Below are 21,484 nucleotides of genomic sequence, written 5' to 3'. Positions count from 1 at the left end.
CGGCTTTCCACTAAGAGAGGGCGCGCGCCTGTTTTTGCGCGCGGTTGTCAGCAATTGGTTGTCGTCATGTCGCACAATAGCTTCGGTCACCTCTTCCGCGTCACCACCTGGGGCGAAAGCCATGGGCCGGCGCTCGGCTGCGTTGTCGACGGATGCCCGCCCGGCATTCGCTTCTCGCTTGCCGAAATCCAGGCCTGGCTCGACAAGCGCAAGCCCGGGCAATCCCGCTTCGTGACCCAGCGCCGCGAGGACGACCTGGTCAAGGTCCTGTCCGGCGTGATGTTCGACGAGGACGGCGAGACGATGATCTCGACCGGTACGCCGATCTCGATGATGATCGAGAACACCGACCAGCGCTCGAAAGACTATTCCGAGATCGCCAAGCGTTACCGGCCCGGCCACGCGGATTACACCTACGACGTCAAGTACGGCATTCGCGATTATCGTGGCGGCGGCCGCTCTTCGGCGCGCGAAACGGCAGCACGCGTCGCAGCCGGCGGCATCGCCCGCAAAGTGGTGCCCGGCCTGGTCGTCCGCGGCGCACTCGTGCAGATCGGCAAGCACAGAATTAATCGCGCCAACTGGGACTGGGCCGAGGTGAACAACAACCCGTTCTTCGCTCCGGACCCGGCGATCGTCCCCGTTTGGGAGGAATATCTCGATGGCATCCGCAATGCCGGTTCATCGATCGGGGCGGTCGTCGAGGTGGTTGCCGAGGGGGTACCCGCGGGGATCGGCGCGCCGATCTACGGCAAGCTCGACCAGGACATCGCCTCGAACCTCATGTCGATCAACGCGGTCAAGGGTGTCGAGATCGGCAACGGTTTTGCCGCGGCCGAGATCAGTGGCGAGGAAAACGCCGACGAGATGCGCATCGGGCCCGGCGGCGAGCCGGTTTTCCTTTCCAACAATGCGGGCGGCATCCTGGGCGGCATCGCCACGGGTCAGCCGGTCGTTGCACGCTTCGCGATCAAGCCGACGTCATCCATCCTGACCGAACGGCGCTCGATCGATAGCGACGGCAAGGAAGTTGATGTGCGCACCAAGGGTCGCCACGATCCTTGTGTCGGAATTCGGGCCGTGCCGATCGGCGAGGCAATGCTCGCCTGCACGATCGCTGACCATTACCTGCGCGACCGGGGTCAGACCGGGCGTCTGAAGTAGTTTGCGGGAGAATTTTGATGTCTTATGACCAGAAGCGCGTCGTCGACGCCATTCGCGCCTTCGAGGCCGGCGAGATCGTCGTCGTGACCGATGACGGCGGCCGCGAGAACGAGGGCGACCTGATCGTCGCAGCCGTGCATTGCACGCCCGAAAAGATGGCCTTCATCGTGCGCCACACCTCCGGCATCGTCTGTGCGCCGATGCCGCGCGAGGAGGCAAAGCGGCTCAATCTGAATGCGATGGTGGCGGAGAACGATTCCGCGCATACGACGGCATTCACCGTTTCGGTCGATTTCAGGCACGGAACCACCACCGGCATCTCGGCCGACGACCGGACGTTGACCGTTCGTAACCTTGCCAATCCGAACATCGGGCCGGCCGATTTCGTCCGCCCGGGCCATATCTTCCCGCTGGTGGCGCGCGAGGGCGGCGTGCTGATGCGTTCGGGCCATACCGAGGCTGCCGTGGATCTCTGCAAGCTCGCGAGCCTCCCGCCGGTCGGCGTCATCTGCGAACTCGTCAACGACGACGGCACCGTGATGCGCGGCCCACAGGTCGAGAGCTTCGCCGAGGCCCATGGCCTGAAACAGGTCTCGGTCGCGGATCTGATCGCCTATCGCCAGCGCAAGGAAACACTGATCGAGCAGGGCAGTTGCTTCGAGATCGATACGCCATACGGCAAGGCGAAGGGCCACACCTATTCGCTGCCCTGGGATCCGATGCAGCATCTTGCCGTCGTCTTCGGCGACATTCGCGACGGCGTCGACATCCCCGTCCGTCTGCACCTTGAGAATGTCGGGGCGGACGTCTTCGGCGGGGATCGTCACATCGACGCCATCATGAAACGCCTCGCCGGCGAGGGCAGGGGGGTCATCGTCTACCTCCGCGAGGGTTCCGTCGGTGTCGGCGTTTCGCAAACGGCGCGCAAGGGCAAGCATGACCGCGAGGTCCATTCGGAAGCCCAGGTGCGCGAAAGCGAATGGCTGGAAATCGGTCTCGGAGCGCAGATCCTGAAAGACCTCGGCATCTCCTCGATCCGCCTCATTTCCTCGCGCGAGCGCCACTATGTCGGCCTTGAAGGTTTCGGCATCAAGATTGCAGCGACCGAGATCCTGTAGGGACCTGTCTTTGCGCACCGCAAGAAAAAGCCGCGCTCTGAGCGCGGCTTTTTGATATCAGCGCCTCTAATGCAGCATCACTTCCCAAATCAGGGGAGGGCGTCGTAGCCCTCGCCGAAACCCTTGAGGTCGACCGGGATGCCGATACCTTCTTCCGGCGACTGGAAGACGATGAAGGTCGCGGTCGCTCCAGCGCGGAACGTCTTCAGGAGCTCGTCTTCGAGCACCACTTCAGCATAGCATCCGTCAGAGAAGCAGCGCACGAAATAGGCGCGACCAATATCTTTGCCGTCGACATTGAGACCAAGGCCGTTCGGCAGGAGCACGCCGAGCGGCGCCAGGACGCGAAGGATCTTTGCCTTGCGATCGGCGGTCTTCAGAACGACGACCGAAAGCCCGACTTCCGGCCTGTCCTCGGCGATGACGTTCTGCATCAGCGCGCATTGCTCAGCCGACGCACCCGCCGGCTGATCGCAGACGATCGACCAGGCACCGTGGTTTGACTTCACCGTTCCGGGCGTGCCGCCGGATTGCTGGGCCATGCTTGCGGTGGGGAAGGCGAGGGTGGCAATTCCGAGCGCGGCCAGAACCGGCAGCCGGGAGAAGAGGGACAGGCCCATGTAAACCTCAAAACGTCGAATCATCAGGGCTATTCTTGATGCGCGCGAAGATAAATGAAAAGCCCTGCGGGCTACATTCCAGCGCCATATGGCGGAAATTGGGCCCCTCGGGAAGCTCTGGAATGCAAATCCGAGACTGTCCGTCGCGCGGGCCGCGACAGGCCTAACCCAATTCGCGGACCGGGGCGAGGGTCGCCTGTGCGAAAAGCGGCCTTTGTGCAAAAATGCCGCACGGCGTCGATTGGACAGATGTTGCGGCGCTGGTCAAACTGTGGTTTGAAGCGCTGCAGCATCGCAGGGATTCTGCGATTTCGGTTTGATCCTGATCAAAGCGCATTGGGGAGACACATTGTGAAAAACAAGGCTTATGCAGTTCTGGCAGCGCTTGCCTGTCTGCTTTTTGCTTCGAGCGCCTTTGCTGACAAGCCTGTCGAATGGCAGACGCGTCTTCAATCGGCCGCTACGGGCATCATGGAAGAAATCACGTGGTTTGAACAATATACCCTGTGGTTCATCATTCCGATCACACTCCTGGTTCTCCTCCTGCTGATTGTCATCGTGGTCAGGTTCCGCGAGGGTGCCAACCCGATTCCGTCCAGGACCAGCCACAACACTCTGATCGAAGTCATCTGGACCGTCGGTCCGGTTATCGTTCTGCTTTTCCTTGCCATCCCGTCGTTCCAGCTTCTGACGGCGCAGCTGACGCCGCCGCAGAACCCTGACCTGACCGTCAAGGCGACTGGCAACCAGTGGTATTGGTCCTACGAGTATGAGGTTGGGGAAAACCCGCTTTCGTTCGACAGCCTGCTGATGAAGGAAGAGGATCGCGCAAGCCTCGGCAAGGAAGACAAGACCCAGTATCCGCGTCTTCTCGCCGTCGACAACGAAGTGGTCGTGCCCGTCGGCAAGACCGTGCGCATGCTCGTGACGGCTGCGGACGTTATCCATGCCTTCGCCATGCCGGCTTTCGGTGTAAAGATCGACGCCGTCCCGGGCCGCCTCAACGAAACCTGGTTCAAGGCGGACCGTGAAGGGCTCTATTATGGCCAGTGTTCCGAGCTCTGCGGCAAGGATCACGCCTTTATGCCGATCGCCATTCGCGTAGTCGCGCAGGATAAATACGACGCCTGGCTCGCTGCCGCCGCAACCAATATCGGCGAAGCGAACAAGGCGCTCATGGCGTCCATCGACGGCGCGGCCAAGGCCGTTGACGTCGCTGCCAACGCCGCAAAGTAATCGGAAGGGGAGCTTGACCCATGGCTGGAACAGCCGTTCATCACGATCACCGGCATGATCATTCCGATCATGCCCATGCGGACCATGCGCACAAGCCGTTGAGCTTCTTCCAGCGCTGGTTCCTGTCGACCAACCACAAGGACATCGGTACGCTCTATCTGCTGTTCGCGATCTGCGCGGGCCTCATCGGCGGCACCCTGTCTGTCTTCATGCGCGCCGAGCTGCAGGAGCCGGGCATCCAGATCTTCCATGGTCTGGCCCAGATGGTCTACGGCTTCGAGGGCGATGCTGCCATCGACGGCGGCAAGCACATGTTCAACGTGTTCACGACCGCGCACGCCCTGATCATGATCTTCTTCATGGTCATGCCGGCGCTCATCGGCGGTTTTGCCAACTGGATGGTGCCGATCATGATCGGCGCACCGGACATGGCTTTCCCGCGCATGAACAACATCTCTTTCTGGCTGCTCGTGCCGGCGTTCCTGCTCGTCTTCCTTTCGATGTTTGTCGAGGGTCCGGCGGGTGCCTATGGTGCTGGCGGCGGCTGGACGATCTATCCGCCGTTCTCGACCGCCGGCATGCCCGGGCCGGCGATGGACCTCGCGATTCTCGGCCTTCATATCGCCGGCGCGTCGTCGATCCTCGGTGCGATCAACTTCATCACGACGATCCTCAACATGCGCGCTCCGGGCATGACGCTGCACAAGATGCCGCTCTTTGCCTGGTCGGTGCTGATCACCGCCTTCCTGCTCCTGCTCTCGCTGCCGGTGCTCGCAGGCGGCATCACCATGCTGCTCACCGACCGCAACTTCGGCACGGCCTTCTTCGCGCCGGAAGGCGGCGGTGATCCGATCCTGTTCCAGCACCTGTTCTGGTTCTTCGGTCATCCGGAAGTGTACATCCTTATTCTGCCGGGCTTCGGCATCATCAGCCACATCGTCTCGACCTTCTCGCGCAAGCCGATCTTCGGTTATCTCGGCATGGCCTACGCCATGGTCGCGATCGGCGCGGTCGGCTTCATCGTGTGGGCGCACCACATGTACACGGTCGGCATGTCGCTCGACACGCAGCGTTACTTCGTCTTCGCGACGATGGTCATTGCGGTTCCGACCGGCGTGAAGATCTTCTCCTGGATCGCGACGATGTGGGGCGGCTCGATCCGCTTCACGACCCCGATGGTCTGGGCGATCGGCTTCATCTTCCTCTTCACGGTCGGCGGCGTTACGGGCGTTCAGCTCGCCAATGCCGGTCTCGATCGCGCGCTGCACGACACCTACTACGTGGTTGCTCACTTCCACTACGTGCTGTCGCTCGGCGCCGTCTTCGCGATCTTCGCTGCCTGGTACTACTGGTTTCCGAAGATGACCGGCTACATGTACTCGGAATTCATCGGCAAGCTGCATTTCTGGGTCATGTTCATCGGCGTGAACCTGATCTTCTTCCCGCAGCACTTCCTCGGCCTCGCTGGCATGCCGCGCCGCTACATCGACTATCCGGATGCCTATGCCGGCTGGAACATGGTGTCGTCCTACGGCTCCTACATCGCCGCCGTCGGCGTGCTCATCTTCCTCTTCGGCGTCGCTGAAGCCTTTGCGCGCAAGCGCGTTGCCGGCGACAACCCGTGGGGGGAGGGTGCGAACACGCTCGAATGGCAACTCTCGTCGCCGCCGCCGTTCCACCAGTGGGAACAGCTCCCGCGGATCAAGTGACGGGGAACGAACAGAAGCCGCCGGTTCCGGCGGCTTCACCCCGCCGGCCTGCCGGCAGAATGCGGCTGCCATGGCCGCAGCAGTTTCAAGGACCAGACATGACGCTCATCGACAATCACGAAGCAGTCGGCATGGAAGGCGCACCGCGCCTGTCCGAGGCCTCTGCGCGCGATTATTTCGAGCTCTTGAAGCCGCGCGTCATGTCGCTTGTCGTCTTTACCGCATTTGCCGGGCTCGTCCTTGCGCCAGGACAAATCAATCCGTTTATCGGCTTCATCGCCATCCTGTGCATCGCCGTCGGTGCCGGAGCCTCCGGTGCGCTGAACATGTGGTACGACGCCGATATCGATGCGGTGATGAGCCGTACCGCCAAGCGTCCGATTCCCGCTGGCAAGATCCTGCCTGAGGAGGCGCTCGCCTTCGGCCTGACGCTGTCAGCCTTTTCCGTGATCATCCTCGGGCTCGCCGTCAATTGGCTCGCAGCCGGGTTGCTCGCCTTCACGATTTTCTTCTACGCCGTGATCTACACCATGTGGCTGAAGCGCTCGACGCCGCAGAACATCGTTATCGGCGGTGCTGCAGGGGCCTTCCCGCCGATGATCGGCTGGGCCTGTGTGACCGGCGGTGTGTCGATCGAAAGCATTGTGCTCTTTCTCATCACATTCCTCTGGACACCGGCCCATTTCTGGGCGCTCGCCCTGTTCAAGATGCGGGACTATGGTGCCGTCGGCGTGCCGATGATGCCCAATGTCTGCGGCGAGGCGACGACGAAGAAGCAGATCGTCATCTACGCCGTCCTGACCGCTCTCATCGGCATCTGTCCCACCTTGCTCGGCTTCGCGAGCCTTGGCTATGGGGCGTTCGCGACCGTCATGGGCCTGGGCTTCGTCTGGTATTCGATCGGTGTCCTGCGCATGCCGGAGGGAGACGAGAAAATGGTTCCGGCCAAGAAACTCTTCGCCTTTTCGATTGCCTATCTTTTCGCGATCTTCTCGGCCCTGGTGGTCGACTACGTGATCGCGCAGATCTGGCTCAACGCCGGAGGTATCGCCTGATGGAAACCGTTAAACTCAGCGAGGCACAGCGCAAGTCACGGCGCAGCCGCAACATCGCTCTTGGTCTCGTACTCGCCGGCCTTGTGGCACTTTTCTACGTCGTCACGCTGATTAAATTCGGCAACGGCATGGTCCATTGAGAATGCCGCGCATGACCAACACTCCGCAATCGCAATCGAGCCGGAAAGAGCGCGCAAATGGCGTGATCGTCGGCGCGTGCATTGCCTTCGTGGTAGGTATGGTGGGCATGGCCTATGCCGCCGTGCCGCTCTACGACATGTTCTGCCGGGTGACGGGGTATAACGGCACGACGCAGCGGGTCGAGCAGGCCTCGGACGTCATCCTCGACGAGAAGGTCAAGGTTACCTTCGACGCCAATACGTCGGGCCTGCCGTGGGAATTCAAGCCTGTGCAACGCGACATCGACGTCAGGATCGGCGAGACGGTACAGGTCAGCTACCGGGCGAAGAACCTGTCATCGAAACCGACGACCGGCCAGGCAACCTTCAACGTGACGCCAATGGCGGCAGGCGCCTATTTCAACAAGGTGCAATGCTTCTGCTTCACGGAAATCACCCTTCAGCCGGGCGAAGAGCTGGAGATGCCGGTCGTCTTCTTCGTCGATCCGGAGATCGTCAAGGCGGTCGAGACCAAGGGCATCAAGACACTTACGCTGTCCTACACCTTCTACCCGCGCGAGCCGTCCAAGCCGCTCGCCGAAGTGAAGGCTAAGGCAGGGGAAGCTCAGAACAAACTTTGACACAGGGCCCGTTTCGGCTATGTCGGGCGGGCGACACGAGAAAGACCTATCGGGGATTACTGACATGGCCGATGCGCATCAGAAGAATCACGACTACCACATCATAGACCCGAGCCCGTGGCCGCTGCTCGCCTCCATCGGCGCCTTCGTCATGGCTTTGGGCGGCGTTGGCTTCATGCGCTTTGTCGCCGGTGGTTCGTTCAAGCTGTTCGGTGCAGAGCTTGCCACCCCCTGGGTTTTCTTCATCGGCCTGGCGGTCGTACTCTACACCATGTTCGGTTGGTGGTCGGACACGATCAAGGAAGCGCATGAGGGGCATCACACCCGCGTCGTGTCGCTGCACCTGCGCTACGGCATGATCATGTTCATCGCCTCGGAGGTGATGTTCTTCGTAGCCTGGTTCTGGGCCTTCTTCGACGCGAGCCTCTTTCCAGGCGAAGCGATCCAGGCCGCGCGCGCGACCTACACTGGCGGCGTCTGGCCGCCGAAGGGCATCGAGGTCCTCGATCCCTGGCACCTGCCGCTCTACAACACCGTCATCCTGCTGCTGTCCGGCACGACCGTTACCTGGGCGCACCATGCCCTGCTGCACAATGACCGCAAGGGTCTGGTTTCCGGCCTGACGCTGACGGTCCTGCTCGGCGTCCTGTTCTCGAGCGTACAGGCCTACGAATATGCGCACGCGCCGTTCGCCTTCAGGGACTCGATCTATGGTGCAACCTTCTTCATGGCGACGGGCTTCCACGGTTTCCACGTTCTGATCGGCACGATCTTCCTGCTGGTCTGCCTGTTGCGCGCAATTCGTGGTGACTTCACGCCGAAGCACCATTTCGGCCTCGAGGCGGCTGCCTGGTACTGGCACTTCGTTGACGTGGTCTGGCTGTTCCTCTTCTTCTCCATCTACATCTGGGGCAGCTGGGGTGCGCCGGTCGCCCACGGCTAACAGGCCGGCGACGGTGTACTGAATTCGGGGCGGCCTGCGGAAACGCGGCCGCCCCTCGCATTTGGAGGTTGAGCAATGACTGACGACAAGGCGCTCTATCCGCCAGTCGACCCGATCTTGACCGGCATCAGGGGGCACTGCCCGCGTTGCGGCCAGGGTCAACTCTTCGAGGGGTTTCTGAAGCTGCGCCCGGCTTGCAGCAATTGCGAACTCGACTATCGCTTCGCCGATTCCGGCGACGGACCTGTTGTCTTCGTCATTCTGATCGTCGGCTTCATCGTCGTCGGCGCGGCGCTGTGGATGGAGGTCAACGTCAATCCGCCGCTGTGGCTGCACTTCCTGCTCTGGATACCGCTCGCGACGATCCTTAGCCTCGCTCTGACGCGGATGCTGAAGGGCGTGCTGATCAATCTGCAATACCGCAACAGCGCGCGTCCGGGTGAGATCGATCGTGGTTGAAGAGCGCAAGCCGGCGGGGCGTGGCCGCCTCGGCAGGATTGCCGGCCTCATCCTGGTCGTTGCGGCTTTTGGCGTGCTCGTGTCGCTCGGCACTTGGCAGGTGCAGCGGCTTCAGTGGAAGGAAGGGCTGCTGGCTGCAATCGCAGAGCGGCGCACGGCGCCCCCGGTCTCGCTCAAGGAGATCGAGGCGATGGCTGCCGCGGGCGACGACATCGATTACCGCACCGTTAGCGTGTCGGGCACCTACGATCACGGCAAGGAGCGCCATTTCTTCGCCACCCACGAAGGCCGCACCGGCTACTATGTCTTCACCCCGCTGATGCTCGATGATGGCCGCGCCCTTTTCGTCAACCGCGGCTTCGTGCCGTTCGAGAAGAAGGATGCATCGACTCGCCCCGAAGGGCAGGTTGCCGGAACGGTAACGGTGAACGGCCTTGCCCGTCCGAGACTTTCGGAAAAGCCTTCCTCTCTCGTTCCCGATAACGACATCGCCAAGAACATCTTCTACTGGAAGGACCTCGATGCGATGGCTGGCTCGGCCGGCCTTCCGGCCGATCGGGTGGTTTCTTTCTTCGTGGACGCCGATGCCACCGCGAACCCCGGCGGACTGCCGATCGGCGGCGTCACGCAATTCGACCTCCCAAACAACCATCTGCAATATGCTCTTACGTGGTACGGCCTTGCGGCGGCGCTGGTGGTGGTGAGTGGCGTCTACTTCTATCGCCGCAGGCGGCAGCCCGACCAGGAAAATCCGGCCTCGGAGGTCTGATCCGGAGATGAGGCGCATGCGATCTGGTCAGGCGATCCCCGACACCGCATTTGCCCGGTTGAGGTGTTCTTTCTTGTGTGCGTTACCGTTGCCGCTATATATGGCGCATGGCCGGGGTAGCCCGGCTATGTTCGCCCCTGTTTGTTCTACCGTTTTGTGACTCATGGCCTCATCCGCGGCAGCAAAATCTCCGGTTACCATTCGCCTCTGCGGCCCGCGCGGCTTCTGCGCCGGCGTCGATCGGGCGATCCAGATCGTCGTTCTGGCGTTGAAAGAGTTTGGCGCCCCGGTCTACGTTCGCCATGAAATCGTGCACAACCGTTATGTTGTCGAGGGCCTCGAAGCCAAGGGCGCGATTTTCGTCGAGGAACTGGACGAGATCCCGCCGGAGCATCGTAAGCAGCCGGTGGTCTTTTCGGCCCATGGCGTGCCGAAGTCCGTGCCGGCGGACGCGGACGCGCGCAATCTCTTCTATCTCGATGCGACCTGCCCGCTGGTGTCGAAAGTGCACAAGCAGGCGATGCGCCACCATCGGCTGGGACGCCATGTCGTGCTCATCGGCCATGCCGGGCACCCGGAGGTCATCGGCACGATGGGGCAACTGCCCGAAGGCGCCGTGTCGCTTGTCGAAACCGTCGAAGATGCGGACGTCTACGTCCCCCCGGACCCCGACAATCTCGGATTCGTGACCCAGACGACGCTGTCGGTCGACGACACCGCCGGCGTCATCAAGAGGCTGCACGAGCGCTTCCCGAATCTGACGGCGCCGGCGGCCGATTCGATCTGCTACGCGACCACGAACCGCCAGGAAGCGGTAAAGCAGGCGGCGCCCGGCTGCGACCTGTTCCTGATCGTCGGCGCGCCGAATTCATCCAATTCCAAGCGCCTCGTCGAAGTGGCGCTAAGAGCCGGCGCAAAGAAATCGGTTCTGGTCCAGCGCGCGTCGGAAATCGACTGGGACGCGATCGGGGACATCTCTACGGTCGGCCTGTCGGCCGGCGCATCTGCGCCGGAAGTCATCGTCAACGAAATCATCGAGGCGTTCCGCGAACGTTACGATGCGGCGGTGGAGCTTGCCGATACGGTCGAGGAAAATGAGAACTTCCTTGTCAACCGGGAGCTCCGCCACGTCGAATTGACCGCTGCCGACATGGCCTTCGTCAACGGCGAATAATCAAGGTGCGGTCTTCCGCCCCCGGCCTGCTCCGACTACTCGACTTGCATTTCTGAAAGTGGCGAACCTTGGCAGTTTATACCGACATTACGGAAGACGATCTGATCCGTTTTCTGGCAGCTTATGACGTGGGTGCCCTGACCTCCTACAAGGGCATTGCGGAAGGGGTCGAAAATTCGAACTTCCTTCTCCACACGACCAAAGGCTCCTACATCCTCACGCTTTACGAAAAGCGTGTGAACGCGGACGATCTGCCGTTCTTCCTTGGCCTGATGCACCATCTGGCCGAACGGGGGCTGTCGTGCCCGCTGCCGCTGCCGCGCGCTGACGGCAAGCTTCTCGGAGAACTGTCCGGCCGTCCGGCCGCCGTGATCTCCTTCCTCGAAGGCATGTGGCTGAGAAAGCCCGAGGCGCAGCATTGCCGCGAGGTCGGCCGCGCACTCGCGGCCATGCATGTCGCCGGCCAGGACTTTCCCTTGAAGCGCGCCAACGCGCTCTCGGTTTCCGGCTGGCGTCCGCTCTGGCAGAACTCGGAGGCCCGCGCCGATGAGGTGCAGGCCGGCTTGAAGGATGAGATCGCGGCGGAGCTGAGCTATCTGGAGGCACGTTGGCCGAAGAACCTGCCCGAAGGCGTCATCCACGCGGATCTTTTCCCCGACAACGTCTTCTTCCTTGGCGATCGCCTGTCGGGGCTCATCGATTTCTATTTCGCCTGCAACGATTTCCTCGCCTATGATATCGCAGTCTGCCTGAATTCCTGGTGCTTCGAGAAGAATGGCTCCTACAACATCACCAAAGGCATGGCGCTGCTGTCGGGTTACCAGAGTGTGCGAAGGCTGACGGCGGAAGAAGTGGCGGCCCTGCCGTTGCTTGCACGGGGCTCGGCCCTGCGCTTCTTCCTGACCCGGCTCTATGACTGGCTGATGACGCCGCCCGGCGCGCTCGTCGTGAAGAAAGATCCGCTCGAATACCTGACGAAGATCCGCTTTCATCGCGCTATCCTGTCGAGCGCCGAATACGGTCTCACACGTCAAGAGGCATCGGCATGAAGCACGTCGACATCTTTACGGATGGCGCCTGTTCGGGAAATCCCGGCCCGGGGGGCTGGGGCGCAGTGCTACGCTATGGCGACGTCGAGAAGGAAATGTCCGGTGGAGAGGCGGAGACCACCAACAACCGCATGGAACTGCTTGCCGCGATTTCGGCGCTGAATGCGCTGAAACAGCCTTGCGAGGTCGATCTTCATACCGACAGCAAATACGTCATGGACGGCATCTCAAAGTGGATTCACGGCTGGAAGCGCAACGGCTGGAGGACCGGAGACAAGAAGCCGGTGAAGAACGGCGAGCTTTGGCAGGCGCTCGATGAGGCGAGGGGGCGCCACAACGTGACCTGGCACTGGGTCAAGGGCCATGCCGGGCACCCCGAGAACGAGCGTGCCGACGAACTCGCGCGCAAGGGCATGGAGCCATTCAAGAAATCGCGCCGCGCCGATGCGGTGAAATGAAACAGGCCCGCGCGGCCCGTATCAGCCCCTCAACCGCCTGCCGGCACCTTCTCCCCGCAAGCGGGGCGAAGGAGATCCGCGGCGCCCTCTCAAGTTCCCTCGCCCCCGCACGCGGGGAGAGGGTGAGGGGCAATTCCGCTCCAATTCTTGCGAGCGCGGCTTCACATCAAAGCTGTTCCAGCATGGCGGCGGCGCCCGAAACAGTCGCCTGGCCGGGGCTCTCCTCGACGTTCAGCGTCTTCACCACCCCATCTTCGACCAGCATCGAGTAGCGCTTGGAGCGGATGCCCAGCGTGCCGGCAGAAAGATCGATATCCATGCCGAGCGCCTTCGTGAATGCGGCGTTCCAGTCCGAGAGGAAATGGATCTTGCCCATGCCGCCGGACGCGGTTGCCCAGGCGCCCATGACGTGCAGGTCGTTGACTGCGACCACGGCAATCTCGTCGACGCCGCGGGCAAGGATCGCGTCTCGATTTTCGAGATAGCCGGGAAGGTGGTTGAGCGAGCAGGTCGGCGTGAAGGCACCCGGGACGGCAAAAAGAACGACACGCTTGCCCTTGAAGAGCTGGTCCGTCGTCACCTCAACCGGGCCGTCGGCAGTCTTTTCCTTGAAGGTTGTGGTGGGCAGCTTGTCTCCGACGGAAATAGTCACGGTTCTCTCCCTGATATGAGCGAAGTTCGGTGCGGTGGGAGCGACCGAACGCGTCAGGGACTATAGGTCGCCATCACTCAAAGGCAAGGGTCGTTTCCATGCTGCGGCTGCCGGCGCGCACAGTCAGCGCGATCGGCTTTCCGTTGATGTCCTTGTCCTTGCCGGAGAACTTCACCGGAATGTCCGCCGTGCGTTGAATGCCCGTTTCCACCCCGAACGCCGGCTTGCCGAAGCTGATACCGGAGGGGCCGGCGAGAAAGAGCTCCGGCTGGTCTGCCTTTGCTTCTGGCGGCAATTGAAGCCGGACCCGGATCGCTCCTGCAGCCGCATCGAAGCTTGCTGTCGCGACATTGAATTCGCTCGACGGGGCTTGCGGCAGCGCCGCTACGGCATCGGCGATGCGTGCCCCGTCGAGGGGATTGTCGAACTCGCCCTGCTTCAGGATAAGGTTCAGTTCGCCCTGGACCGGAATGCAGATCTCCTCGCAGATGCCCAGAAAGACCGACGCCCGGATGGCGAGATCGCCGTCGCCACGCGTCCTTTTCAGCACCAGTGGAAAAGCGACGGGCGTGTCGTAGCCGACATAGCGGCCCGCCCCCTCGCCGAATGTCTTCGGTGCGGGGAAATTGATAGCCTGGAGGACAACGCCGGAGGAAGGGTCGATCGTAATCTGTGGGGGGATTCCACTTGTGCCCGGATCTCGCCAGTAGGTCTTCCAGCCGGGCTTTAGCTTGACCTCGAGAATAGCCGGTATGGTGCCGTCCCCTTCGGGCTGCGCGGCGACGAGACGGATCGTGCCGCCGGCCGACGTCACCCAGTCGCTGGCGGCCGCATATGTTTTGGCTGGAAGAAAAAATAAAATCAGAAGACTTGCCGCAGCGACGCGTTGGGCCATCTTCTCTAGTGGAGGGCGCTTGGTCATGGGCTAAGCATTACCGTTCTTCGCCCCGTACCGCCAGCCGCCCTTGACTATGCCGGCGATCATAATCGCTTGATTGGCACGCGTGAGCGGCGCGCGTGCAAATTTTCGCAGCCGCCACGTAGAGGCGCTTTTCATTTCGCGACGAATTGGTAGGCTATACCCATTATGGCGACAACGGTGCTGCACAAGACACGCGAACGTGGTTTCCTTGACGGTCAATTCCTGATCGCCATGCCGAGCATGTTCGACGCCAATTTTGCCCGCACGGTCATTTTCGTCTGCGCCCATTCCGAGGATGGGGCGATGGGCTTCGTTCTTAATCGGCCCCAGCGGCTGACCTTCCCGGATGTCCTCTTGCATCTGCAGCTCCTTGACGAGGAGGAGGCGATCCGCCTCCCTCCGACGGCCAGGGACTTTCAGATACAGGCAGGCGGTCCGGTCGAGACCGGCCGCGGCTTCGTGCTGCATTCAGACGATTATCTGAGCGACTCCAGCATTCCTGTGAGCGATGACATCTGCCTGACGGCGACGCTCGATATCGTCAGAGCCATTTCGCGCGGCGAGGGGCCGCTCAAGGCGACGATGCTGCTCGGCTATGCTGGATGGGGTCCCGGCCAGCTCGAGGCCGAGATCGCCCAAAACGGCTGGCTGACGTGCCCCGCACGCGAAGAGCTCATCTTCGACCGCGCCTTGGACGAGAAATATGACCGAGCGCTTGAGCTGATGGGCGTCAGTTCCGCCATGCTTTCCACAGACGCCGGCCACGCCTGACCTTCCCCGCTTCGTCGCGGGCTACGCCCTCTTCATCAAGGGAAATCGTTCCTTCAGCAGGCGCAGGATCGATTCCGATCCGACCGGCGGACCGAAGAGGAAACTCTGGCCGTAATCGCAACCCATCTGCGCGAGTTGGATCGCATCTTCTTCGGACTCGATGCCCTCGGCCACCACTTGCATATCGAGTTCGCGAGCCATCGTGATCACGGAACGCAAGAGGATACCGCGCTTGTCGCTCGGATCGCGAACGAGCGCCTTGTCGATCTTGATCGTGTCGAAGGGGAAACGCGTCAGGTAGGAGAGCGACGAGTGGCCGGTGCCGAAATCGTCGAGCGCCAGCCGCAGGCCCGCCTCCTTGAGTTTTTCGAGGACGAGCCGCGCCTGTTCCGGGTTTTCCATCACCAGCGATTCCGTCAGCTCCATCTTGACTTTTGCGGGATCGCAGCGGTTCTTGTTGAGAACGGCGCGGATGTCGTCATAGAGCTCGTTGTTCAGAAGCTGTGCGCTCGAAAGATTGATCGCAACGAAAATCGGCAGGTCGCCCGTCTGTATCTGCCAATCGGTAAGATCGTTGGTCGCCTTTTCGAAGGCGAACATGCCAAGCTGATTGATGAGATCGGAATTCTCGGCGATCGGGATAAACTCCGTCGGCGAGACATTGCCACGCTTCGGATGATCCCAGCGCATCAGCGCCTCGAAGCCGGCGATTTCAGCATCGTTGAGCCGAACGATCGGCTGGTAGACCAGCGAAAGTTCCTTGCGCTCGATCGCCCGCTTGAGGTCCGCCTCGAGCTGCAGGCGGTCCGATCCCGATGTTCTGAAGGCCGGACGGAACGGTTCGACGCGGTTGCCGCCCGCCTTCTTGGCGCGGAACATCGCCAGCTCCGCGTCGTCCAGAAGCCCGGCTGCGCTCTGCTCCTGGTCGAGCCAGGAAACCAGGCCGATCGAGGCGGTGAGATTGATCTCGCGATTGCCGTAGTTGAGCGGGACCATGATCGCCTTGCTGACCGCATCGGCAAAGTCGGCGATTTTCGCCGGATCGCGCTCGGAGAGAAGGATGAGGCCGAACTGGTCGCCGCCGAGGCGTGCCAGAGTGTCCTGCGGGCGCAATAGACGGCGCAGACGGCGCGTCAACGCGATGAGAATGTTGTCGCCAGCCGCGATGCCGAGCAAATCGTTGACCTGCTTGTAGCGATCGATGTCGATCGCAAGAACGGTCGGCCGCACTGTGCTGGATCCGTCTGCCATCAGCAGGATTGCCTGCAAGCGGTCGAGAAACACCTGCCTGTTCGGAAGGCCGGTCAGATTGTCGTGGAGCGCGTTGTGCAGCAGCCGCTCGATCGAATTGCGCTGTTCGGTGATGTCGACGATGGTCCCGACGCAGCGGATGATCTCGCCGTTTGCGCCGAGCACGGGGCGCGCGCGGATCGACAGCCAATGATAGTGGCCATCTTCAGCACGCACGCGGAACTCATGGTTCAGCCGGCCGCGCCTATGCTCCAGCAGCACGTCGAGTGTCGCGCGGAACCGGTCGCGGTCGTCCGGGTGGAGGCGCGGCACCCAGTTGCGGACGGGGCCGTTCATGGTTCCGAGCGACAGCCCGAGCTGGTGCGAGATGTCCGGGATGGTCACGACGCGGTCGCGCGCGACGTCCCAATCCCACACGGTGTCGCCCGATCCGGTAAGCGCGAGCGACTGCCGCTCCAGATCGGAGAAAAGGCCCTGCTGATAGGCGCCGCCCGCAAAGGCATGTTGCATCACGGTGAAGCCGATCAAGAGCACGATCAGCACGAGGCCGCCGCCGAGCGCCGGCTGGACGATATCGTTGGCGAGCTGGCCCGTGACCGCGAGCCATGCACCGAAAAGCCAGACAAGGATCAATAGCCAGGCCGGAACCAGAAGGATTGCGCGGTCGTAGCGGTTGAAGCCGAGATAAGCGATCAGCACGATGCCGACGCTTGCCGTCAGCGCGAAGGAGAGGCGGGCAATGCCCGAGGCGATCGCAGGGTCATAGACGGCGACGCCGAAGAGCAGTGCCAGTCCGAGAATCCAGGCGAGCGTTGCATAGCCGAGATGCTGATGCCAGCGATTGAGGTTGAGGTAGGTGAACAGGAAAACGACCAGTCCCGCCGCCAGGAAGACTTCGGTACCCGCTCGCCATATTCGCTCATCGCCGGCGGTAACGCTGATCAGTTTCGACAGGAAACCGAAATCGACGCAGATATAGGCAAGCACTGCCCAGGCAAGCGCCGCCGTCGCCGGAAGCATCGAGGTTCCCTTGACGACGAAGAGGATGGTGAGGAACACCGCCAGGAGACCGGCGATCCCGAGCACGATCCCACGGTAGAGCGTGAACGCGTTGACCGTGTCCTTGTAGGCATCGGGCTGCCAAAGATAGATTTGCGGCAGATCGGGGGTGGCAAGCTCGGCGACGAACGTGATGACGGCGCCCGGATTGAGGGTGATGCGGAAGACGTCGGCCTCATCGCTCGGCTGCCGGTCGAGGGCAAAGCCTTCGCTCGGCGTGATAGAGAGGATGCGCTGCGACCCGAGATCCGGCCAGAACAGCTTTGAATTCACGAGCCGGAAATGCGGCGCGACGATCACGCGCTCGAGCTGCTCCTCGGAGACATTTGCGAGCGCGAAAACCGCCCAGTCGCCCTGGTGATTTTCGGTACTCGATCGCACCTCGATGCGGCGCACGATGCCGTCGGTGCCGGGCGCGGTCGAAACCTGGAACGCCTCGCCCCTTCCACTGTAGATCTCGGTCGTCGCCGTCAGATCGAGTGCCGTATCTTCGCGAGAGATCTTCACCGGTTCGAGCGCATGCGCAACGCCGCCGGCAAGGCCAATGGCGAAGACGGCGAATGCGACCAGAAACGCCGCCAGCTTTGCGGCTGGTCGCGCGAACGGCTTAGAGGTCAGGGGCATCAAAGGGGCATATTCCTGTTCGGTACGGCGTCTGCGGGCAGGAGGGAAAACATCAGATGGTCCCGCCACTGCCCGTTTATCTTCAAGTACTGTCTCAAATAGCCTTCACGCTCAAAGCCGGCCTTTTCAAGGAGCCGGATGCTCCGAGCATTCTCTGGAATACAGGCTGCTTCAATACGGTGCAACTCAAGGACCGAAAAGATGTAGGGAATCGTCAGCTTGAGGGCCTCGTACATGTGACCCTGGCCCGCAAATTTCTGCCCCATCCAATAGCCGATCATGCAGTTCTGGGCGGCGCCGCGCCGGATATGTCCGATGGTGAGGCCGCCGAGGAGTGTTTCGTCGGGCTTCTGGAAAAGGAACAGGGGAACGGCCTGGCCGGAGGCATATTCCTGCTCGTTGCGGATGACGCGGCCGCGAAACGCGCTCTCGGTCATTTCGTCGGCACGCCAGCTGGGCTCCCACGGCTCCAGAAAGGCGCGGCTCTCGCTGCGCAGCTGATACCATTGGCGATAGTCGGCGTATCGGGGAAGGCGGAGCAGATAGTCCCGGTTGGCGATCTCGATCGACTCGGGCTGCCGCGACAGAAACCGAAAAACCGATCGTGCCATATGTCCCTCCAGACCAGGATCGCGGCGGGGCGGGGCTGAAAGCCGTCTGGATTTTCCTCGTCCGTCCCAGCCATTTACGCGCGACGGGACGTATGCCTCCCGTCAACGGCGCCGCCGATCAAGCTTTCCGGTAGCGCCGCCGCACTTCTGAAACGTTGCACAACTTCGCGCTCGAATCGAATCCGATTTTCAGGAATTGTACAAGAAAAACACTTCGGTTTCGCCAGGTTAGGCCGTTGCTCGGCGGCAGATCCGGTCAGATCGCCACGGCATGAGTCTCGGCCGCCCTGGGGCTGAGAGACGACAGGATGTCGCCCATAGGAGCCAGATGTTCAAGCGGGCCGATCGCCGACAACGTCGGGACCGTATCGAAGAACAAGCGACCGGCGAGATCGGTAAGGCGCTCCTTCGTGATGCCGGAGAGCCGTTCCATCAATTCCTCATTGGGGATGGGGCGGCCGTAGAGCATCATCTGGCGGGCGATCTGTCCTGCGCGCGCCGCAGGGCTTTCCTGCCCCATGAGCAACTGCGCGCGGATCTGCGCACGGGCGCGCTCGATTTCCTGCTGCTCGATGCTCATCGATGATTTGCGCAGTTCGTCGACGATCACCGGCATCAGTTCCGGCAGGTTTTCACCGCCGGTGGCAGCATGGACGCCGAAAATGCCGGTGTCGGAGAAGCCCCAGTGAAAGGCATAGACGGAATAACAGAGGCCCCGGTGCTCGCGCACTTCCTGGAACAGGCGCGAAGACATTCCCCCGCCGAGAATGTTGGCGAGGATCTGCGAGCAGTAGAAGTCGCGTGCATGGTAGGCTTTCCCCTCGAAGCCGAGCAGGACCTGCGCATCCATGAGGTCGCGGCTCTCACGGCTGTCGCCGCCGGTGTAACGCGCGGTATCGAGAACGGGAGAGGAGTGCGGCAGGCGCGGCAGGGCGGAAAAGCGTGTTTCGACCTCGCGTACGAAGGCGTCGTGCTCGACCGCGCCGGCTGCCACGATGAAGATCCGGTCGGTCGTGTAGTTGCGGCCGAGGTAATGGCGAATCTGGTCGGGCGAAAACGACATGACGGTGTCCGGCGTGCCGAGGATCGGGCGGCCGACCGTCTGGTCGCGATAGGCCGTCTCGGCGAAGCGGTCGAAGACGACGTCGTCCGGTGTGTCGTCCGCGGCACCGATTTCCTGCAGAATGACGTGTTTCTCACGCCTGAGTTCCTCGGCGTCGAAGGTCGAGTCCGTCAGGATGTCGGCGAGGATGTCGACAGCCAGCGGCACATGATCCTTGAGAACGCGGGCGTAGTAGGAGGTCGTTTCGGTGGAGGTGGCGGCGTTGAGTTCGCCGCCGACATTTTCGATTTCCTCAGCGATCTGGCGGGCACTGCGCCGCCGGGTCCCCTTGAAAGCCATGTGCTCCAGCAGGTGCGCTATGCCGTGTTCATCCACGGTTTCGTTGCGCGAACCGGACTTGATCCAGACGCCGAGCGCCACGCTTTCGAGATGCGGCATTCGCTCGGTCACCACCGTCAGCCCGGAAGGGAGCTGGGTGCACTTAACTTTCATCATACGTTTCTTCTCGTTCTACTCCCGAACGCGGGTACGCTCGCCGATGAAGGTTTCGACGTTCTTAAGCTCCGGGTCCAGGATATCGAAACGCTCCGCCCTATTCATGAGATCAGCAAGCCACGTTGGAAGCGCGGGGTCAATACCACTTGCCGATTTTACTGCGTCGGGGAATTTCGCCGGATGGGCCGTCGCAAGCGTCACCATCGGTGCAGAGGATTTCTCGTGTTTGGCCGCCACGAACACGCCGATTGCTGTATGCGGATCAAGGAGATAGCCGCTGCCCTCAAAGGTCTTGCGGATTGTCTTCGCCACTTCTTTTTCCGAGGCGCGGGCCGCGCGGAACTCCTTGCGAATTTTTTTCAAGGCACCGTCGTCGATCGCGAAGGAGCCCGATTGCTTGAGGCCTGCCATGGCAGCACGCACCATGGCCGGATCGCGATCGTAAGCCTCGAACAACAGTCTTTCGAAGTTGGAGGAGATCTGGATGTCCATCGAGGGCGATGTGGTTGCCTTGACCTCGCGCATTTCGTATCGGCCGGTTTTCAGCGTGCGTGCAAGAATGTCGTTCTCGTTGGTCGCAATGATCAGCTTGTCGATCGGCAAGCCCATACGCTTGGCCACGTAGCCTGCGAAGATGTCGCCGAAATTGCCGGTCGGGACGGTGAAGGAAATCTTGCGGTCGGGGCCGCCAAGCGAGATCGCGGCGGTGAAATAGTAGACGATCTGGGCCATGATGCGGGCCCAGTTGATCGAGTTGACGCCCGAGAGCTTGACGCCGTCGCGGAAGCTCTGGTCGTTGAACATCGCTTTGACGAGATTCTGGCAGTCGTCGAAATTACCCTTGATCGCAATCGCATGCACGTTCGCGGCCGTGGACGTGGTCATCTGCCTTTGCTGCACCGGCGAGACCTTGCCGTGCGGGAAGAGAATGAAGATGTCGGTGCGTTCCCTGCCGGCAAAAGCGTCGATTGCCGCGCCACCGGTATCGCCGGACGTCGCGCCGACGATGGTCGCCCGTTCGCCGCGCTCCGCAAGCACATGATCCATCAGGCGGGCGAGCAACTGCATGGCCACGTCCTTGAAGGCGAGCGTCGAGCCGTGGAAGAGCTCCAGCACGAAGGAATTCGCCCCGGTCTGCACCAGCGGCACGACGGCCGGATGCCGGAAGGTGGCATAGGCTTCGTCGATCATCTCGCGAAACTTCGTGGCCGGAATTTCGCCGTTGGTGAAGGGCTCGAGCACGGCAAAGGCGATTTCCTGATAGGACTTGCCGCGCAGCGCCCGTATCTCCTTCTTCGAGAGCGTCGGCCATTCCTTCGGCAGGTAGAGCCCGCCGTCACGCGCGAGCCCTGCGAGGAGGGCGTCGCAGAAACCGAGGGGCGCCGCTTCTCCCCGTGTCGAAACATACTTCACCATTTTCACCCCTTCGTCCTGTCCACGCGTACGGCCCTGAGGTCCGCCCGACCCGGCCGCCTTATTGCGTCAATCCCCGGCAAAACACCCCGTCAATCTTGTCACCATG

At 61.8% G+C, this 21,484-nt stretch carries 21 protein-coding genes; 14 read left to right on the top strand and 7 right to left on the bottom strand.

The window, feature by feature from the left end; genetic code table 11:
• Nucleotides 1-66: 66 nt before the first annotated feature.
• Nucleotides 67-1,164, top strand: a complete 1,098-nt coding sequence (aroC, locus tag GHK62_RS28155; RefSeq protein ID WP_153442225.1) for a chorismate synthase — start codon at nucleotides 67-69, stop codon at nucleotides 1,162-1,164.
• 17 nt (nucleotides 1,165-1,181) lie between these two features.
• Nucleotides 1,182-2,282, top strand: a complete 1,101-nt coding sequence (ribB, locus tag GHK62_RS28150; RefSeq protein ID WP_153442224.1) for a 3,4-dihydroxy-2-butanone-4-phosphate synthase — start codon at nucleotides 1,182-1,184, stop codon at nucleotides 2,280-2,282.
• 89 nt (nucleotides 2,283-2,371) lie between these two features.
• Here ribB and GHK62_RS28145 read toward each other — a convergent pair whose 3' ends face one another.
• The gene (locus GHK62_RS28145) at nucleotides 2,372-2,902 is read right to left on the bottom strand and encodes an invasion associated locus B family protein (protein ID WP_153442266.1); all 531 of its coding nucleotides are present in this window, start codon (nucleotides 2,900-2,902) and stop codon (nucleotides 2,372-2,374) included.
• Between the two features lie 351 nt (nucleotides 2,903-3,253).
• On the opposite strand from GHK62_RS28145, the gene coxB reads away from it, so the two are divergent.
• The 11 genes from coxB to rnhA all read left to right on the top strand — a co-directional run bounded on the left by coxB (nucleotide 3,254) and on the right by rnhA (nucleotide 12,514).
• Entirely contained in the window at nucleotides 3,254-4,138 is an 885-nt protein-coding gene (gene coxB, locus GHK62_RS28140; protein ID WP_184108501.1) for a cytochrome c oxidase subunit II, read from the top strand.
• A 20-nt stretch (nucleotides 4,139-4,158) separates the two neighbouring features.
• Complete coding sequence (gene ctaD, locus GHK62_RS28135) at nucleotides 4,159-5,847, top strand: cytochrome c oxidase subunit I (protein WP_153442222.1); 1,689 nt, start codon at nucleotides 4,159-4,161, stop codon at nucleotides 5,845-5,847.
• Between the two features lie 98 nt (nucleotides 5,848-5,945).
• Nucleotides 5,946-6,902, top strand: coding sequence for a heme o synthase (locus GHK62_RS28130; protein WP_153442221.1), 957 nt, complete (start codon nucleotides 5,946-5,948; stop codon nucleotides 6,900-6,902).
• Complete coding sequence (locus GHK62_RS28125; protein WP_153442220.1) at nucleotides 6,902-7,042, top strand: hypothetical protein; 141 nt, start codon at nucleotides 6,902-6,904, stop codon at nucleotides 7,040-7,042. The genes GHK62_RS28130 and GHK62_RS28125 overlap by 1 nt, the downstream gene beginning before the upstream one ends.
• A gap of 11 nt (nucleotides 7,043-7,053) precedes the next feature.
• Nucleotides 7,054-7,662, top strand: a complete 609-nt coding sequence (locus GHK62_RS28120) for a cytochrome c oxidase assembly protein (RefSeq protein WP_153442219.1) — start codon at nucleotides 7,054-7,056, stop codon at nucleotides 7,660-7,662.
• Between the two features lie 64 nt (nucleotides 7,663-7,726).
• Entirely contained in the window at nucleotides 7,727-8,605 is an 879-nt protein-coding gene (locus GHK62_RS28115) for a cytochrome c oxidase subunit 3 (RefSeq protein ID WP_153442218.1), read from the top strand.
• 75 nt (nucleotides 8,606-8,680) lie between these two features.
• Nucleotides 8,681-9,064 (top strand): DUF983 domain-containing protein, encoded by a 384-nt coding sequence (locus GHK62_RS28110; RefSeq protein WP_153442217.1) that lies wholly within the window; start codon nucleotides 8,681-8,683, stop codon nucleotides 9,062-9,064.
• Nucleotides 9,057-9,833 carry an SURF1 family protein gene (locus tag GHK62_RS28105; RefSeq protein WP_184108502.1) on the top strand — a complete coding sequence of 259 codons (777 nt, stop codon included), beginning with the start codon at nucleotides 9,057-9,059 and terminating at the stop codon, nucleotides 9,831-9,833. The genes GHK62_RS28110 and GHK62_RS28105 overlap by 8 nt, the downstream gene beginning before the upstream one ends.
• A gap of 163 nt (nucleotides 9,834-9,996) precedes the next feature.
• Nucleotides 9,997-11,007 carry a 4-hydroxy-3-methylbut-2-enyl diphosphate reductase gene (gene ispH / locus GHK62_RS28100; RefSeq protein ID WP_153442216.1) on the top strand — a complete coding sequence of 337 codons (1,011 nt, stop codon included), beginning with the start codon at nucleotides 9,997-9,999 and terminating at the stop codon, nucleotides 11,005-11,007.
• Nucleotides 11,008-11,075: 68 nt separating this feature from the next.
• Nucleotides 11,076-12,056 carry a homoserine kinase gene (locus GHK62_RS28095; protein WP_153442215.1) on the top strand — a complete coding sequence of 327 codons (981 nt, stop codon included), beginning with the start codon at nucleotides 11,076-11,078 and terminating at the stop codon, nucleotides 12,054-12,056.
• Nucleotides 12,053-12,514: a ribonuclease HI gene (rnhA, locus tag GHK62_RS28090; protein ID WP_153442214.1), complete on the top strand. Its 462-nt coding sequence runs from the start codon at nucleotides 12,053-12,055 to the stop codon at nucleotides 12,512-12,514. The genes GHK62_RS28095 and rnhA overlap by 4 nt, the downstream gene beginning before the upstream one ends.
• 166 nt (nucleotides 12,515-12,680) lie before the next feature.
• Here rnhA and GHK62_RS28085 read toward each other — a convergent pair whose 3' ends face one another.
• On the bottom strand, nucleotides 12,681-13,166 hold the full coding sequence (locus tag GHK62_RS28085; RefSeq protein ID WP_184108503.1) for a peroxiredoxin: 486 nt from the start codon (nucleotides 13,164-13,166) through the stop codon (nucleotides 12,681-12,683).
• Between the two features lie 73 nt (nucleotides 13,167-13,239).
• Nucleotides 13,240-14,088, bottom strand: a complete 849-nt coding sequence (locus GHK62_RS28080; RefSeq protein ID WP_153442212.1) for a protein-disulfide reductase DsbD domain-containing protein — start codon at nucleotides 14,086-14,088, stop codon at nucleotides 13,240-13,242.
• A gap of 165 nt (nucleotides 14,089-14,253) precedes the next feature.
• On the opposite strand from GHK62_RS28080, the gene GHK62_RS28075 reads away from it, so the two are divergent.
• Nucleotides 14,254-14,859 carry a YqgE/AlgH family protein gene (locus GHK62_RS28075; RefSeq protein WP_153442211.1) on the top strand — a complete coding sequence of 202 codons (606 nt, stop codon included), beginning with the start codon at nucleotides 14,254-14,256 and terminating at the stop codon, nucleotides 14,857-14,859.
• Between the two features lie 21 nt (nucleotides 14,860-14,880).
• On the opposite strand, the gene GHK62_RS28070 is transcribed toward GHK62_RS28075, so the two are convergent.
• The 4 genes from GHK62_RS28070 to thrC form a co-directional block, all read right to left on the bottom strand.
• Nucleotides 14,881-17,793 (bottom strand): sensor domain-containing phosphodiesterase, encoded by a 2,913-nt coding sequence (locus tag GHK62_RS28070; protein WP_153442210.1) that lies wholly within the window; start codon nucleotides 17,791-17,793, stop codon nucleotides 14,881-14,883.
• Nucleotides 17,793-18,404, bottom strand: a complete 612-nt coding sequence (locus GHK62_RS28065) for a GNAT family N-acetyltransferase (protein WP_153442209.1) — start codon at nucleotides 18,402-18,404, stop codon at nucleotides 17,793-17,795. The genes GHK62_RS28070 and GHK62_RS28065 overlap by 1 nt, the downstream gene beginning before the upstream one ends.
• A gap of 256 nt (nucleotides 18,405-18,660) precedes the next feature.
• A complete protein-coding gene (locus tag GHK62_RS28060) occupies nucleotides 18,661-19,962 on the bottom strand; it encodes a M16 family metallopeptidase (RefSeq protein ID WP_153442208.1) in 1,302 nt (433 codons plus the stop codon).
• Nucleotides 19,963-19,977: 15 nt separating this feature from the next.
• A complete protein-coding gene (gene thrC, locus GHK62_RS28055; protein WP_153442264.1) occupies nucleotides 19,978-21,378 on the bottom strand; it encodes a threonine synthase in 1,401 nt (466 codons plus the stop codon).
• Nucleotides 21,379-21,484 lie beyond the last annotated feature (106 nt).

Origin of the sequence: Sinorhizobium terangae (assembly GCF_009601505.1) — a bacterium.
Lineage (GTDB): Bacteria > Pseudomonadota > Alphaproteobacteria > Rhizobiales > Rhizobiaceae > Sinorhizobium > Sinorhizobium terangae.
This window is presented reverse-complemented; position numbering and strand designations above follow the sequence as displayed.

Excerpts from the sequence above, each read along its gene's own strand:
- GHK62_RS28120 (WP_153442219.1), top strand. The coding sequence starts at position 7,054 with ATGACCAACACTCCGCAATCGCAATCGAGCCGGAAAGAGCGCGCAAAT.
- GHK62_RS28110 (WP_153442217.1), top strand. The coding sequence starts at position 8,681 with ATGACTGACGACAAGGCGCTCTATCCGCCAGTCGACCCGATCTTGACC.
- GHK62_RS28070 (WP_153442210.1), bottom strand. The coding sequence starts at position 17,793 with ATGCCCCTGACCTCTAAGCCGTTCGCGCGACCAGCCGCAAAGCTGGCG.
- GHK62_RS28145 (WP_153442266.1), bottom strand. The coding sequence starts at position 2,902 with ATGGGCCTGTCCCTCTTCTCCCGGCTGCCGGTTCTGGCCGCGCTCGGA.
- aroC (WP_153442225.1), top strand. The coding sequence starts at position 67 with ATGTCGCACAATAGCTTCGGTCACCTCTTCCGCGTCACCACCTGGGGC.
- GHK62_RS28065 (WP_153442209.1), bottom strand. The coding sequence starts at position 18,404 with ATGGCACGATCGGTTTTTCGGTTTCTGTCGCGGCAGCCCGAGTCGATC.
- GHK62_RS28115 (WP_153442218.1), top strand. The coding sequence starts at position 7,727 with ATGGCCGATGCGCATCAGAAGAATCACGACTACCACATCATAGACCCG.
- ctaD (WP_153442222.1), top strand. The coding sequence starts at position 4,159 with ATGGCTGGAACAGCCGTTCATCACGATCACCGGCATGATCATTCCGAT.
- GHK62_RS28075 (WP_153442211.1), top strand. The coding sequence starts at position 14,254 with ATGGCGACAACGGTGCTGCACAAGACACGCGAACGTGGTTTCCTTGAC.
- ispH (WP_153442216.1), top strand. The coding sequence starts at position 9,997 with ATGGCCTCATCCGCGGCAGCAAAATCTCCGGTTACCATTCGCCTCTGC.
- GHK62_RS28125 (WP_153442220.1), top strand. The coding sequence starts at position 6,902 with ATGGAAACCGTTAAACTCAGCGAGGCACAGCGCAAGTCACGGCGCAGC.
- GHK62_RS28080 (WP_153442212.1), bottom strand. The coding sequence starts at position 14,088 with ATGACCAAGCGCCCTCCACTAGAGAAGATGGCCCAACGCGTCGCTGCG.
- thrC (WP_153442264.1), bottom strand. The coding sequence starts at position 21,378 with ATGGTGAAGTATGTTTCGACACGGGGAGAAGCGGCGCCCCTCGGTTTC.
- GHK62_RS28060 (WP_153442208.1), bottom strand. The coding sequence starts at position 19,962 with ATGATGAAAGTTAAGTGCACCCAGCTCCCTTCCGGGCTGACGGTGGTG.
- GHK62_RS28130 (WP_153442221.1), top strand. The coding sequence starts at position 5,946 with ATGACGCTCATCGACAATCACGAAGCAGTCGGCATGGAAGGCGCACCG.
- rnhA (WP_153442214.1), top strand. The coding sequence starts at position 12,053 with ATGAAGCACGTCGACATCTTTACGGATGGCGCCTGTTCGGGAAATCCC.
- ribB (WP_153442224.1), top strand. The coding sequence starts at position 1,182 with ATGTCTTATGACCAGAAGCGCGTCGTCGACGCCATTCGCGCCTTCGAG.